Annotated in this window: 10 protein-coding genes and 1 pseudogene; 4 read left to right on the forward strand and 7 right to left on the reverse strand. The window is 57.6% G+C overall.

Going from position 1 to position 13,760, the window contains the following annotated elements; genetic code table 11:
• Positions 1-8: 8 nt before the first annotated feature.
• Positions 9-1,421, reverse strand: coding sequence for a deoxyribodipyrimidine photo-lyase (gene phrB, locus FDY98_RS00785; protein ID WP_101148326.1), 1,413 nt, complete (start codon positions 1,419-1,421; stop codon positions 9-11).
• Between the two features lie 86 nt (positions 1,422-1,507).
• Positions 1,508-2,431: pseudogene (locus tag FDY98_RS00790) on the reverse strand (MerR family transcriptional regulator).
• Positions 2,432-2,922: 491 nt separating this feature from the next.
• On the opposite strand from FDY98_RS00790, the gene FDY98_RS00795 reads away from it, so the two are divergent.
• A complete protein-coding gene (locus tag FDY98_RS00795) occupies positions 2,923-3,825 on the forward strand; it encodes a TIGR01777 family oxidoreductase (RefSeq protein ID WP_027958783.1) in 903 nt (300 codons plus the stop codon).
• Here the strand turns inward: FDY98_RS00795 and rapA are convergent.
• The gene (gene rapA / locus FDY98_RS00800; protein ID WP_027958784.1) at positions 3,822-6,767 is read right to left on the reverse strand and encodes an RNA polymerase-associated protein RapA; all 2,946 of its coding nucleotides are present in this window, start codon (positions 6,765-6,767) and stop codon (positions 3,822-3,824) included. The two genes, FDY98_RS00795 and rapA, sit on opposite strands and share 4 nt — an antisense overlap.
• Positions 6,768-6,880: 113 nt before the next feature.
• Positions 6,881-7,684, reverse strand: a complete 804-nt coding sequence (locus tag FDY98_RS00805; protein WP_027958785.1) for a TlpA disulfide reductase family protein — start codon at positions 7,682-7,684, stop codon at positions 6,881-6,883.
• A gap of 116 nt (positions 7,685-7,800) precedes the next feature.
• Here FDY98_RS00805 and FDY98_RS00810 point away from each other — a divergent pair, with 116 nt between their 5' ends.
• The 3 genes from FDY98_RS00810 (at position 7,801) to FDY98_RS00820 (ending at position 10,506) form a co-directional block, all read left to right on the forward strand.
• Complete coding sequence (locus FDY98_RS00810) at positions 7,801-8,046, forward strand: hypothetical protein (RefSeq protein WP_027958786.1); 246 nt, start codon at positions 7,801-7,803, stop codon at positions 8,044-8,046.
• A 119-nt stretch (positions 8,047-8,165) separates the two neighbouring features.
• Positions 8,166-9,374, forward strand: coding sequence for an ABC transporter substrate-binding protein (locus FDY98_RS00815; protein WP_027958787.1), 1,209 nt, complete (start codon positions 8,166-8,168; stop codon positions 9,372-9,374).
• A 151-nt stretch (positions 9,375-9,525) separates the two neighbouring features.
• Complete coding sequence (locus tag FDY98_RS00820; RefSeq protein ID WP_027958788.1) at positions 9,526-10,506, forward strand: Fic family protein; 981 nt, start codon at positions 9,526-9,528, stop codon at positions 10,504-10,506.
• 144 nt (positions 10,507-10,650) lie between these two features.
• On the opposite strand, the gene FDY98_RS00825 is transcribed toward FDY98_RS00820, so the two are convergent.
• The 3 genes from FDY98_RS00825 to FDY98_RS00835 are packed head-to-tail and all read right to left on the reverse strand — an operon-like array spanning position 10,651 to position 13,716.
• Positions 10,651-11,976, reverse strand: coding sequence for a branched-chain amino acid ABC transporter permease (locus tag FDY98_RS00825; protein WP_027958789.1), 1,326 nt, complete (start codon positions 11,974-11,976; stop codon positions 10,651-10,653).
• Positions 11,976-12,980, reverse strand: coding sequence for a branched-chain amino acid ABC transporter permease (locus FDY98_RS00830; RefSeq protein ID WP_027958790.1), 1,005 nt, complete (start codon positions 12,978-12,980; stop codon positions 11,976-11,978). The genes FDY98_RS00825 and FDY98_RS00830 overlap by 1 nt, the downstream gene beginning before the upstream one ends.
• A 16-nt stretch (positions 12,981-12,996) precedes the next feature.
• Positions 12,997-13,716 (reverse strand): ABC transporter ATP-binding protein, encoded by a 720-nt coding sequence (locus tag FDY98_RS00835; protein WP_027958791.1) that lies wholly within the window; start codon positions 13,714-13,716, stop codon positions 12,997-12,999.
• Positions 13,717-13,760: the final 44 nt, after the last annotated feature.

The following is a 13,760-nucleotide window of genomic DNA, read 5'->3' on the forward strand; positions in this document are numbered from 1 at the left end:
CAACAGATTTATTTAGAGAGCGATTTAAATGCCTCTAAGGCGCGCTGACGTGCTGCCTTGTGATCGACAATAGGCGCTGGATAATCGACGTCGCTAAGCAGATCATGAGGTGGCGCGTGGCGCGCTTTGGCGGGTAGTTTGGCAAGCTCAGGCAGCCAGTGGGCAATAAACTCACCGTCCGCATCAAAACGGGTGGATTGGGTGGTGGGATTGAAAATACGGAAGTAGGGCGCAGCATCAGTACCCGTAGAGGCCGCCCATTGCCAGCCGCCGTTATTGGCGCAGAATTCACCGTCAATCAAGTGGCGCATAAAAAAGGCTTCACCGCGTCGCCAATCAATCAGTAGATGTTTGCTTAAAAACATCGCCGTGATCATGCGCAGTCGGTTATGCATCCAGCCGGTGTTCACTAATTGGCGCATGGCGGCATCAACAATGGGATATCCCGTACGCCCCTCGCACCAAGCCTGAAAGCCTTCGTCATCGTCACGCCAAGCTAGTTGCTTGGTATGCTCCTGAAAGGGCTGGTAGCGGCACACCTGTGGAAAACCCACCGCTACGTGCTGATAAAATTCTCGCCAGACCAGCTCGTTGACCCAGGTAGTAAGGCCGATATCGCCATCGGCTAAGTGACCGCCGTTTTCGCTCATCACCGCTTGTAAACATTGGCGATGGGAGATCATGCCTAGCGCTAGATAGGGCGACAGTTCACTGGTGCCGCGCACCTTCGGTAGGTCGCGCTGGGCGTTATAGTGACGACCACGAAAGCGTAGGAAGCGCGCTAAGTTATCCGCCGCGGCATTTTCACCGGCTGGCCACAGCTGCCCATCGATAGGGGAGCTATCAAGCTTGGGAAGTTCAGGCAGCAGGTCGCTTTGAATATCCAGCGCCGCTTGTACCTGTGGCGTCGCGCGCAGCGCCAACTGATCAGCGCTGACCTGCTTGTGCCACGCCTTGGAGAACGGTGTAAATACCCCGTAGTAGTCGCCCTTCCCGGTTAGCAGGCTGCCGGGGGCAAACGCTATGGCATCGTGGTAGCCATGTGCGGTAATCCCGGCCTGTTTGAAGGCGTCTTGCACAGCCTGGTCGCGGTGGCGCTCATTGAGCGCGTACTCGTGATTGAAGTGCAACTGCTCAACATCATATTCGCGAGCGATCTCAAGCAGCACCTCGGGTGCCTGGTCATAACGTTCAATATCGCGATGCAGCAGCGGAATATTCAAACCGTTAAGCGCCGTTTTGACGCTAGCGACGCCGCGCGCCCAAAAATCCAGCTTATTAGCGCCGTGGCCATGCGCTTGCCACTGAGGAATGCTGCGCAAAAACACCGCTATCACAGGGCCCTTAACCGCGGCGGCGGCGAGGGCACTGTTGTCGTCAATACGCAGGTCGCTGCGCAGCCATATCAACTGATGCTTTATAGGCTTTCCGGTCATAGGGGCCTCCTGCGACACAAAAAAATGGCCGGTCGCCACGAAGGCGAACGGCCAGAATGAAGGCGCGCTGGTTAGAGTACGCCAGACTCGCGTAACAGTGGGCGCAACCGGGCAATCGCCTGAGGCAGGTCATCGCCCAGCATGTGTACTGGCCCATCGCGCAAATCGTTTTCGCGCAGACGAGCCACTTCGCCGCATACGCCGATGGGTACGTTAAGCGTCTCAGCCGCTTTAGGCAGCGCCTGGCTGATATAGCTATCGCTCTCCCGCTGACCGCTAGAGAGCAGCACCATGGACGAGTGCAGCCGCGCCACTGCCTGGGGAAGATCCTCAAGCGGCAGCGAGTGGTCAAGCATCTGCACCCGGTAGCCCTGCTCGATCGCTGGCCATTAGCGCCGACATCAGTACCCACAGCGGGCCGGGGTCGTCGGGCATGGCGTTGAGTAGAATCAGCGGGCCACGGGTAGCCTGATTGGCATAGTGCAAGCGGATGCCCACCTGGCTGCGCAGAAAGGCTTCCAACGTGCGGCGAACAAGCTGGTCTGCCTGAATGGCCCACTTGGCTTCTAAGGTCAAAATAACTGGCTGCCAGAGTTCATTAATGGCCACGCTCAGTGGGTAGAGCGCCAAACTCTGATGATAAAACGCCTCCAGCTTGGCGAGATCCAACGCTTCGATAATAGCTTGCAACTGCTGGCGCTGGCTCGCCCAGTCTCCGGCATCAGGTGACGGGGCTTCAATTGTTTCTGGCTGGTCAAGCAAGTCGGCGACTTGACTGACCGGCACACCACGATTGAGCCACTGCAGGATGCGTTCGATGCGGGTGATGTCGTCCTGAGCGTAAAGACGATGACCTTCGGAGTGCGCTGGGGGCGAATTAGCCCGTAACGTCGTTCCCAGGCGCGAAGCGTGACCGAATTCACCCCAGTTAAGCGAGAAACCTCGCGTATCGGATAGAGTGGCGTATCGGGGGGGTGGGTCGCCTTAAGACTCATGGGCGCCAGTACCTCTTCGTTGACTGCAGCGCGGCGCTGCAGGGGCTTGTTATGTTCGCCGCGGCGAAGGTGATTCATGTTCCATTTAAAGGTTGCCTGATTTAAAAACTAAACATTAGCACGATACTGTATGCCCATTTGTACAACTTGTCGCTACCCGGTACAACCTTTATAAGAATCCTTCTTAATCATTTAAGCTCGCTCTTTATTGAACCGACCGGCCTATTAGCGCCTTTCCTAAACGGTGGCCGGATAGCCAAGCATCCTCAACGCGGCCGTCGCGGAAGCTGTCGCCGCACAGAGCCAGGCCACTTGCATTGTATAAGAAATCATGTGCGCAAGTAGTTGATGGCTGCGCATAGCGCCAGCGATAAGCAGCGCTTTTGATCATCATTGTGCGCCTGCCGGCCGCGTGAACTAGCCTGATAGGTAAGTGTCGGCCAGGCGGCTATGCAGGATTTCAACGATGCCACCAACAGGAGCAAAACCCCATGCGTGTATTAATCACCGGAGGCAGTGGCTTTGTCGGCCAGCGACTATGCCGGCAGTTAGTTGAACAGGGTCACGAGGTGCAGGTGGTCTCCCGCTCGCCTCACCAAGTGCGGGATCGTTTGCCGAACAATTGTGACATTCGCGATAGCGCCCAGGCGTTTATTGAATCGCCGCCGGACGCCTTGGTTAACCTGGCCGGTGAGCCGATTGCCGCCAAGCGCTGGAGCGATGAGCAGAAAGCCAAGCTGATTAACTCCCGGGTGGCGGCGACCGAGCAGTTGGTGGCGCTTTGCGAGCAGCTCAAAGCTAACGGCCAGCCGCTGCCCAAGGTGATGGTATCGGGTTCAGCGATGGGCTACTACGGCGATCAGGGCAAGCGCGTGGTGACTGAGAAGACCATGCCTAACGATGAGTTTGCCCATCGGCTGTGCAAACAGTGGGAGGCAGCCGCTAAGCCTATTGAGGCCATGGGCGTGCGGCTGGCGATTGTGCGCATTGGCCTAGTGCTAGAGGCGGGTGGAGGCAGCCTGGAGAGGATGCTGCCGCCGTTTAAGTGGGGGCTGGGTGGCCGCTTTGGCAGCGGTGAGCAGTTTATGCCGTGGATCCACCGCGACGATTTAGTCGCGGCGATCCTGTTTCTCATCAATCAAGAGGACTTGAGCGGTGCCTTCAATGGCTGTGCCCCGCATCCAGTGACTAATGCCACCTTCACTAAAACCCTGGCCAGTCACCTCAATCGCCCGGCCATTTTCCCAGTACCCGCTTTTGTATTAAAAGCGGGCTTTGGAGAAATGTCGCGGTTACTGCTGACCGGAGCAGATATGCGCCCCGTGCGCCTGGAAGAGGCAGGGTTTAGCTTCCAATACCCCACCCTGGACAAGGCGCTTGAGGCGATCCTTTAGCGGTCGGCATCAACGGTGATAATCACCCGTACTGAGTCCAGCCGCAGGCGGGTGTTTTCAATGGCTTCGCTAAGTGCCTTGCGCTCATCTTTTAGCGCGTCGATTTCCGCACTGCGCACCGCCGGGTTGTGCTCAGCCAGGGCGGTTAAGCGGGCAATCTCGGCGTCCAACTGAGTGCGCATACGCGCTTCGGCGTTCTCGACGATGCTGGGCAACTGGCGCTCGGCTTCGCCTTCACCCTGCGTTAGCAGTTCACGCAGCTGGTCGTGACGGCTCTTGATCAAATCCCGCGCCAGCGACTTGTTGACCTTCTGCAGGTTTTTGCCCAAGCCGGTGAAGGAGATCTTGCTGGTCAGGTTGGCGCCCGATTCATCCAGCAGCAAACGCACCGCGGTGGGTGGCAGGAAGCGGTTAAGGTGCAGCTTCTTGGGTGCCGGGCAGTGAGTGCGAAACACCAGCTCGGCCATCAAGCGGCCGCTGGGAATGGCGTCGTGGCGCAGTAGCGCCAGCGCCGAGTTGCCCATGGTGCCATCCAGCACCCGACCCATCATTTCACGCAGCAGTGGGTGTTCCCAGGAGAGCCGCTGCACATCGTCACGGGCCAGCGCCTGGGAGCGGCTGTAGGTGGCGGTAAAGCCCTCTTCACCTTTAACCAGGCCCGGCAGGCCATCCAGCATATGTTGGCTGGGCTGCAGGTGCATTAAGCCCTTGCCGATCTCCTGGCTATCCACGCCGAAAATATCCAACGCTCGCTCAAGATAGCGCGGCAGGGCGGCGTCATCGTCAAGCTCGCGCACCGCGTCGATCACCTGCTGAGCGCGGGCGGGGCGGCAGGCGTTGAGCTCCAGCAGTCGGTTGCGGCCCGCATCGTGCTCCGCCAGCTTGGCGCTAAACATCGTGCGGGTTTCGGCGATGATCTCGTCAAGTGCCTCATCATCCAGCAAGGCATCAGCCAGGGCGTCACCAAAGGCATCAAACAGCTCGTTGCCGACCCCATGGGGGGCACTGAAAGCATCCATACCTTCGTGGTACCAGCGCAGCAGGCGCTCGCCGGGGCTGCCCTCAAAAGTAGGAATATGCAGCTCAATAGCGTGGCGCTGACCGATGCGATCCAGGCGGCCAATGCGCTGTTCGAGCTGATCTGGGTGCTGGGGCATATCGAACATCACCAGGTGGCGGCAGAACTGGAAGTTGCGCCCCTCTGAGCCAATTTCCGAGCAGACCAGAACCTGTACGCCCTCATCCTCATCGGCAAACGCCGCCGCCGCGCGGTCACGCTCGATCAGGGAGAGGTCTTCGTGGAACACCGGAGCGTGGTAGCCGCCCAGCACCCGTAGCCCTTCAGCAAGGCCTTCAGCGGTTTCCCGGTGGTGGGCAATGACCAGGACTTTTTCGTTGGCGAAGCCGCTCTCACTGTCGTCGCTAAGCTTTTCCAGTAGCCAGTTAACCCGCGGGTCGATGTGCCACCAGTCTTCGCCATTGAGGGGATCATTGCTGAGCTCGCGGTAGGCCGCGTCGGGGTAGATCAGCACGTCGGGGTGATCCATGCCGGTCTCGATCAACAGCTCGTCGAGGTAGTCGTCGTCTCGCTCTAAGCGGCGCACCACGCGACGGTAGGCCGAAGGCAGCGCTAACGGTGCCAGGTTTAAGCGCCGCTCCGGGAAGCCTCCTACGTGACGGCGGCTGTTGCGGAACATCACTCGACCGGTACCGTGGCGATCCAGCAGCGCTTCGCTCAGCTGGTCGCGAGCGGTGTCCTGCTGCGCTTTGCTTGCCTCCGGGTTGCACAGGATGGCCAGCAGCGCCTGGCTGTCGCGGTCATCGGCTACCGCAGAGACGTCGGTACGGGCGCTAGGGTCGTCAGGCAGTGCCTCCAAGGCGTCGATGGCGCGGGCCACTTCGGTGTAGTGGCTCTCTTCGGCTTTGAAGCGCTCAAGATCGTGGTAGCGCTCGCTATCCAGCAACCGCAGGCGGGCAAAGTGGCTCTTGATACCCATCTGTTCGGGGGTCGCGGTGAGCAGCAGCAGGCCGGGAATCACCGCCGAAAGCTGTTCGACGCACCGATAGCCGGGGCCGCTGCCTTCTTCACTCCAGTCGAGGTGGTGCGCTTCGTCAACAATCAGCAGGTCGAACTGGCTGGCCAGTGCCTGCTCTTGACGCTGAGGGTTGGCAAATAGCCAGCCCTGGCTCGCTAGCACCAGCTGGGCGCTCTCAAAGGGGTTGGCGCTGCCGTGGGCCTGGCTCTGGGTTTCATCCAGTAGCGAGACGTTGAGCGAAAAGCGTCGCAGCAGCTCGACCAGCCACTGGTGAGTGAGGCTGTCGGGTACCAGAATCAGCGCCCGCTCAACGCGGCCATTGAGCAGTAGGCGGTGCAGAATCAGGCCAGCTTCAATGGTTTTACCCAGGCCCACTTCGTCCGCCAGCAGTACCCGAGGTGCATGGCGGTTGGCAACTTCATTGGCAATGTAGAGCTGATGGGGTATCAGATCGATGCGCGGCCCAGAAAAGCCCAGCGCGCTGTGCTGCTCGATACGTTGATAGTGGTGCAGGGTACGAAAGCGCAAATCAAACCAGTCGTTGCGATCGACCTGGCCGGTCAGCAGGCGGTCGCGAGCCTGGTCGAACTGCATGGTATCGGCGAGTTTGGCCTCGGGCAGCTCGCGCAGATTGCCTTCCTTGTCTTCACCGATATAGGTGATCAGGCCGTTGGACTCTTTGCTGTCATCGACAACGATCTGCCAGCCGTCAGCAGAGAGTACGCGGTCGCCGCTGCCGAACATAACGCGGGTCAGCGGGGCTTGGCGGGTGTTGTAGGTACGGGTTTCCTGACTGGCACTGAACAAAATGGTAACGCTACGGGCGTCGCAGTTAAGCACGGTACCGAGCCCAAGCTCGGCTTCGCCGTCGCTAATCCAGCGTTGGCCGGGAGAAAAATCGCTCATGATGCCTCGGGAGAGTCTGCAAAACGGGTCGACTGCCGCCGGTAGTGAGCGCCGGCAGCAACAGGGCGGGGGATTCTAACGCAAAGCAGCGGGGGGATTAAGGTGTATCGGCATCAATCTTGTAACCAGCGATCCAGCTGGGCGCGAGTAAGCTCGCCAACGTGGATATCCAGGGTGTTCCCCCGGCCGTCGAACAGCACTGTGGTGGGCAATCCCGGTGCTTGAAAAAGCGCCATCAGCTGCTGGCTGGGGTCACGCAGGGCGTAGCGAAATTCAAGCTGCTGCTCATCCAGGTAGCGCACCATGGGCAGTAGGTCTTCGCCTTGGTTAGCAACCACCACGCTGACACCATCGCGTTTTGCGGCCTCCTCGAGCAGCGGCATTTCACGCAGGCAGGGAGGGCACCAGGTCGCCCACAGGTTGACGATAATCAGGTCAGCGTTGTCGGTCAGTGAGGGCAGATGCACGTCATTGCCTTCCACATCCTCAAGGGTGATCTCCGGTAGGGCGTCAACCGCAAAGTCATTGCCCAGGGGCGCCAGGGTGACCAGCACCAGCCATAGGCTGGAGGCGGCGACCAGCATGGCCATTGCACCGCCCATAGCCAATAACCGAGCCCGCAGCGTCCAGGCCGTCCATACCAAGCCTGCCGCCATCCCCCATAGACCGTGGTAGCCGGGTTGCCAGACTTTGAGCGCTTCAAGCGGGGCGGCGCTATAGCTATCCAGGTTGAGCAGGATATGGCCCACTCGAGCGCCGACTAACCAAACAATAATAAGCCCGGCAAACCAGCGCTGCTGAGCCGGGCGGGGCAGCCCTAACAAGAAGCGTGCGCAGAGCAGCAGTAGCAGCGCGCAGCCAACGGCGTACAGGCGTGGTAGCGAAATCAGTAGCGGGCCGAGAGAAATGGCGTTCATGGATTTCCCGTTCAGGTTTTCAACGTAGGTTTTTAATTCGGGTTCCCAGTTAAGCATGCTGCGAAGCAGGTACACTAGGAGACCATATCATTTGAGCTGAAAATTACGGAGACGTTATGCCCTCACCCGCTTTCGATAAGCTGCGCGCGCTAGCGATCGGATCCCAGGCGATTGGCTTGATCCTGATAATGACTCTGGAAACGGTAATGGGCAATGCGGCTCGCCCCTGGCAGGGTGTGGTGTTAGCCGCCATGCTGGTCACCGCGTTAACGATTGCGCTGGTGCGGCTTTACCGACGCAAACGCCTTCAAAAGCAGCTTGCTGAACGCAGGCGATATCTTGAAGAAGGCGACGAGCGTTAGAAAGCGTTGCTTGTGTTTTTGCCGTTCCAGTTCCAGATTAATAGCAGCCTTAACGATTGTCCGCTGGGGCACACTAAAAAATTGCACAACTTTTTACGACACTGGGAGCGACAAATAATATGATCAATAAGCGCGCATTAGCCACCGCTGTGGCGGCCTCAACCCTGGCAATGACCGGGTTCGCACAGGCAGAGGTCAAAGTTGGCTTCTTGGGCGGCTTTACCGGGGGAATCGAAAGTTTAACGCCACCCATTTTTGAAGGTGCTCAGCTAGCCGTTGAGCAGATCAATGAGCAGGGCGGTATTTTAGATGGCCAAACGTTGGTGATGCCGTCTGGTGATACCACCTGTTCCGATGCATCGGCTGCCTCTAACGCCGCCGACCGCATGGTGAACTCTGAAAATGTCACCGCGATTGTCGGTGCGCTGTGTACTGGTGCGACCATTGCCGCGGCTAATAACGCCGCCATTCCCGGTGGTGTGTTGATGGTGTCGCCCGCTTCGACTGCCCCTGCGGTATCTGAGCTGGACGATAATGATCTCGTCTTCCGTACCGTGCCGTCGGATGCTTTCCAGGGCGAGATCCTTGCCAAGCTGTTGCTTGAAAAAGGTATCGACGCAGTGGCGGTCACTTATGTCAACAATGATTATGGTCAGGGGCTTTCTGACGCCTTTAGCGCTGCTTTTGAAGCCGGCGGAGGTGAGATTACTGAGAACCTTGCCCACGAAGATAACCGCGCGGATTATCGCTCTGAGCTAGGCTCACTGTCAGTCAGTGGCGTGGATACTCTCGTCGTGCTGGCCTACGCCGACACCTCAGGTCAGACCGTGCTGCGCCAAGCCTATGAAAGCGGTATGTTTACCCAGTACGTAGGTGCTGACGGCATGGTCGGCGATAGCCTTATTGAAGCCATCGGTGCAGACGTGCTGGATGGCATGATCGCCACGCGCCCCGGCAGCCCTGACCTGCCCGGTACCGATATCTTTATCGAAGCCGCCGAAGCTGCTGACTTCGATCCAAGCGCAGTATTTGCCGCCCAGGCCTACGATGCCGCTTTCCTGGTCGCATTGGCGATTGAGCAGAACGGCAGCGCCGAGCGTGAAGGCCTTTCCGAAGCACTGCGCAGTGTTTCCAGCGCCCCCGGCGAGGTCATTCTGCCCGGCGAGTGGGAAAAAGCGGTTGAGCTGATTGCCGCAGGTACCGATATCAACTACGAAGGCGCCTCTGGTTCGCATGAGTTCGATGACAACGGCGACGTGCCTGGCGTGGTGGTCGAGATGGCTGTAGAAGACGGCACCTTTACCAGCAAAGGTCAGGTTGATCTTTAATTCTCAGCCTTAGTGTTAAAAATGCCGGGCTTATTAAAGTCGGGCATTTTTTATTGGCATGGCCCACCTTGTTGTCCTTAATCTTCCCGGCAATTCCGCGTGTGATAGGATCAGAATTAAATTCTGAATGTGTTGGGGGATGATTAAACCCATGAGTTATAAACCCCCGTTTACCATCACCGCCGATATTCTCAATCTGGTCGCAGAGATCAGCGAGCAAGTGGGCAGACTGAACGCTAATGCACTGGAAGCTTCGCCTCAGTTGCGCAAGCAAAACCGCATTAAAACCATTACCGGAACGTTGGCGATTGAAGGCAATACCCTGACTGAAGAGCAGGTCACCGCGATTGTAGACGGCCAGCGCGTGATGGGGAGTGTGCGCGAGTTGGCTGAGGTCAAAGGGGCGATTCAGGCTTACGATGCCTTACCCAAGCTGCAACCTGATAGCATCAATGACTTACTCACCGCCCATGGCTTGATGATGTCGGATATTCTGGTAAATGCTGGCGAGTTTCGGCATAAAGCGGTGGGCATCCACAAAGGGAATGTAGTACATCATGTTGCGCCACCTGCTCATCAGGTATCGGGGCTAATGGCGGATTTAACCCATTGGCTAAAACAGGCTAAAGACCATCCTTTAATTACCAGCAGTGTATTTCATTACGAGTTTGAATTTATCCATCCTTTTAACGATGGCAATGGTCGCATGGGACGCTTGTGGCAAACGCTGATTTTGTCGCAATGGCATCCGCTGTTTTTATCGTTGCCGCTGGAAAGCGTTATCAAAGACAACCAGCAGCGCTATTACCAAGCGCTTGAACAAGCGGATCAGCAAGCCGAGAGCACGCCCTTTATTCATTTTATGTTATCGGTCATCGCTCAGACACTAGTACAAAACGCCCCTGTAAATGTCCCTGTAAACGCCCCTGTAAATGTCTCTGGGCTAAAAACACCTGAAGCGATCATGGCGTTAATTCAGCACAACCCGGCGATTACTCGCCAGCAAATAGCCGACACCACAGGGAAAGACATACGTACTATTGGCCGTGCGATGGCCAAGTTACAGCAAGCGGGCAGGTTGAAAAGAGTAGGGTCAGATAAGTCGGGCCATTGGGAGATTATCAGTGAGTGAGCCCCACCCCACGCTTTTCGTTATACGAGTATTGATTGTTACCAAAACTTGTCGTACTGAAGGCGCTTGGTGACCTGTTGCTGCCCGAAAGCGCGCCAGATCTGGCGCGCCGGGCTTAGCTCATAGGTCATATCAATTGTCCCATCAACTGTGACTTTTGATTTTCTCGGGTAGTAGCCCTTTGGGCGCGAAGCGCAGCACCATGGTGATCAATAAGCCAATCACCAGCACCCGTGCCTGCAGGGCGCGGCTATCCATATTGCCTGGTGCATCCCAGCCGAAAGCGCCTTCGCCAAAGGCCACCGCTAACTGCATTAAGAACAGCGCCAGGGGCTCGGACATAATCCAGATAATGTACACCGCCACGGCGCCAAAAATGGTGCCCAGGTTATTGCCCGGTCCGCCAAGTATCACCATCACCAACACCAGGAAGGTATGGTTGAGCGGCAGGTAGCCTTGAGGATCGAAGAGGCTGTTGAAGGTGCCCAGTATGCCGCCGCCCAAGCCCATCAGAATGCAGCCCAGCACGAAGATTTCCAGACGCCGTTTGTTGATATCCTTACCCATCGCCGCAGCGGAGACTTCATTGTCGCGAATCGCCCGGATCATACGGCCCCAAGGGGCGTTGTAGGCGCGATTGAGTAAAAAGAAGATTACCGCGATGATCACCGCCGTAAACGAAAGGTAGATCGCTCGTGAGAGCGTAAACCCCAGTTCGGCAGGCCCCGGTGTGGGCCAGGGAAGTGGGGAAACCGTAGCGGTGCCGCGGGTCAGCCAGTCGGAGTTCTTTAGAAACGCCTTGATGATCTCGGCAATGCCGAGGGTGGCTATCGCCAGATAGTCGCTGCGCAAGCCCAAACAGATATGGCCAATAAAGTAGCCGACGCCACCCGCCAGCGCGCCACCGACAATCCAGCCGATCCAGGGCGGTAAGCCCAGCCCACCGACGAAGCCTGCCTGGCTTTCAATCGCATCAGTGACTTCACGCAGCTGGCTAATCACCACGAGGTAAAGCACCACACCCAGCACCACCGCGATAAACGTACGCAGGGGCTTGGGTACGCCCAGTCGATCCAGCTTGCTGGCGCCAACAATCAATACAATAGCGGCTGCGCCATAAAGCAGCACGCGGCCAAATTCGCCGGGTAGCGCCGTGCCCCAGAAGGCATCGTTGACCGGTACACTGAAAAACATCGCACAGAAGCCACCCAGGGCGACAAAGCCCATTACCCCGGCGTTGAACTGACCGGCATAGCCCCACTGGATGGTTAATCCCAGCGCGAGGATGGCGTAGCAGGCAGCTTCTACCAGCATGCGCGTGCTGTAGGCGGCGCCCATGATGGCGTAGACCGCCAAAACCGCTACGAGCAGCACACCAAACAGAATCAGCTCGCGCAGCGGGAAGCGACGGGCAGACGTGGCGTCTTGGGGAGTGTAGGCAGGGTTGCGCGTTTTTTCTGAGTTGCTCATTAGATCACCTTGCCCTTAAAGAGTCCGGTGGGACGCCACACCAAAATGGCTACCAGAATGAAAAACGGCACCACAATTTTGTACTCGGTACCCACAAAGGCCAGATTCGACGGTAGCTCGAGCCAGGCGGGCAGGCTGTCGCGGAAGGGGCGTAGCAGCACGTTCCAGTTAAACACCGCCAGGGTTTCGGCAAAGCCGACCACAAAGCCACCGGCAATGGCGCCGTAAGGGTGGCCAACGCCCCCCACAATAGCGGCGGCGAAAATGGGCAGCAGCAGAAAGAAGCTCAAGTCGGGTTTGAAGGTAACGTCTAAGGAGAGCAACGTTCCGGCAATAGCCGCCAGCGCTCCGGCAATCATCCAGGTCACTGCCACGATGGTATTGGTATTAATACCCGATGCTTGGGCCAGCTCAGGGTTATCCGACATGGCGCGCATTGCCTTGCCTAACCGCGAACGGTTAAGGAAAAGGTGCAGTGCGACGACCGCAACGATGGTAATCACGAACAGGTAAATCTGCGGCTCGGTAACCACAATCGGAGCCCGGGCACCCTCGAAGGGCAGCGCAATACGGAAGATCTCTTTACGGTCGTCGACATATAAACTCTGCCCGCCGGTGCCCGAAAAGAGACGGATCAAGCCCTGCAGAATCAGCGTGACCCCCAGCGAGCCAATCACCAGCACAATCGGTTTGACACCATGGGCACGTAGCGGTTTATAGAAGGTTTTGTCGATCCCCACGGCCAAAGCAGCGGTGAGCAGCATTGCCAGCGGCAGCATTAACACGGCGGTGGGTACACCTAGGCTGGCGCCAGCCGCCGGAAATAGCGTGGTGAGTAACAGCACCATAAAGGCGCCGAAGGTCATCATGTCGGCGTGGGCGAAGTGGGCAAAGCGCATAATGCTGAAAATCAGCGTTACCCCAATGGCCCCAATGGCATAAATAGAGCCGCTGACGCTGCCCGAAATCACCACATTATTGATGAAAAAAACCAGTTCGTTCACGTCTATCTCCCTGGGGCTAGCCGCCCAAAAAGCTTTTGGCGACATCGGGGTCGGCGAGCAGTGCCGCCCCAGTGTCGGTAAAGCGGTTTTGGCCAGCAGCCAGCACAAAGCCCTTATCGGCTATCGCGAGTGCCTGTTTGGCGTTCTGTTCCACCATCAAAATACCCACGCCAGCGGCGTTGATCTGTTTGACGCGGTCGAAAATCTCATTCATATACAGCGGCGACAGCCCTGCGGTGGGTTCGTCCAGCAACAGTAGGCTCGGCTCGGCCATCAGAGCGCGGCCCATGGCGACCATTTGGCGCTGTCCACCGGAAAGCTCACCGGCAGGCTGGCGGCGCTTTTCGTACAGCGGTGGGAAAAACTCATAGATCTGAGCGAGCATGCGCTTGACGTTTTGCGGCTTTAAAAAGGCGCCCATCTCCAGGTTTTCCTGCACCGAAAGGCTGGGGAAAACGTTCTTCTCCTGGGGCACGAAGCCCATGCCGCGCTGCACCAGCTGGTTAGGCGGCAGGTTTTGGATGGGCTGGCCGTTAAGCAGTATCTCGCCCTGATTAACATGCAGCAGGCCAAAGACCGCTTTCAGCATGGTGGATTTACCCGCCCCGTTAGGGCCGACGATCACACCGACCTCATCGGCTTCCAGCGTCATGTTTACCCCGTTAAGGATATTCATGCCGCCATAGCCGCCGTGCACATCCCGTGCGTCGATTAATGGCCTGATTGTTGATGACATAAGCAAAGTATTCCAGCAAGGTCGCTTGGCAGCGACATCATTAT

It is taken from the genome of Halomonas sp. PA16-9 (assembly GCF_009728585.1).
Taxonomy (GTDB): domain Bacteria; phylum Pseudomonadota; class Gammaproteobacteria; order Pseudomonadales; family Halomonadaceae; genus Vreelandella; species Vreelandella titanicae.

What these genes read in the sequence shown, in the direction of transcription:
- FDY98_RS00795 (WP_027958783.1), top strand. Translation starts at nt 2,923, where the DNA reads ATGCGTGTATTAATCACCGGAGGCAGTGGCTTTGTCGGCCAGCGACTA.
- rapA (WP_027958784.1), bottom strand. Translation starts at nt 6,767, where the DNA reads ATGAGCGATTTTTCTCCCGGCCAACGCTGGATTAGCGACGGCGAAGCC.
- FDY98_RS00805 (WP_027958785.1), bottom strand. Translation starts at nt 7,684, where the DNA reads ATGAACGCCATTTCTCTCGGCCCGCTACTGATTTCGCTACCACGCCTG.
- FDY98_RS00810 (WP_027958786.1), top strand. Translation starts at nt 7,801, where the DNA reads ATGCCCTCACCCGCTTTCGATAAGCTGCGCGCGCTAGCGATCGGATCC.
- FDY98_RS00815 (WP_027958787.1), top strand. Translation starts at nt 8,166, where the DNA reads ATGATCAATAAGCGCGCATTAGCCACCGCTGTGGCGGCCTCAACCCTG.
- FDY98_RS00820 (WP_027958788.1), top strand. Translation starts at nt 9,526, where the DNA reads ATGAGTTATAAACCCCCGTTTACCATCACCGCCGATATTCTCAATCTG.
- FDY98_RS00825 (WP_027958789.1), bottom strand. Translation starts at nt 11,976, where the DNA reads ATGAGCAACTCAGAAAAAACGCGCAACCCTGCCTACACTCCCCAAGAC.
- FDY98_RS00835 (WP_027958791.1), bottom strand. Translation starts at nt 13,716, where the DNA reads ATGTCATCAACAATCAGGCCATTAATCGACGCACGGGATGTGCACGGC.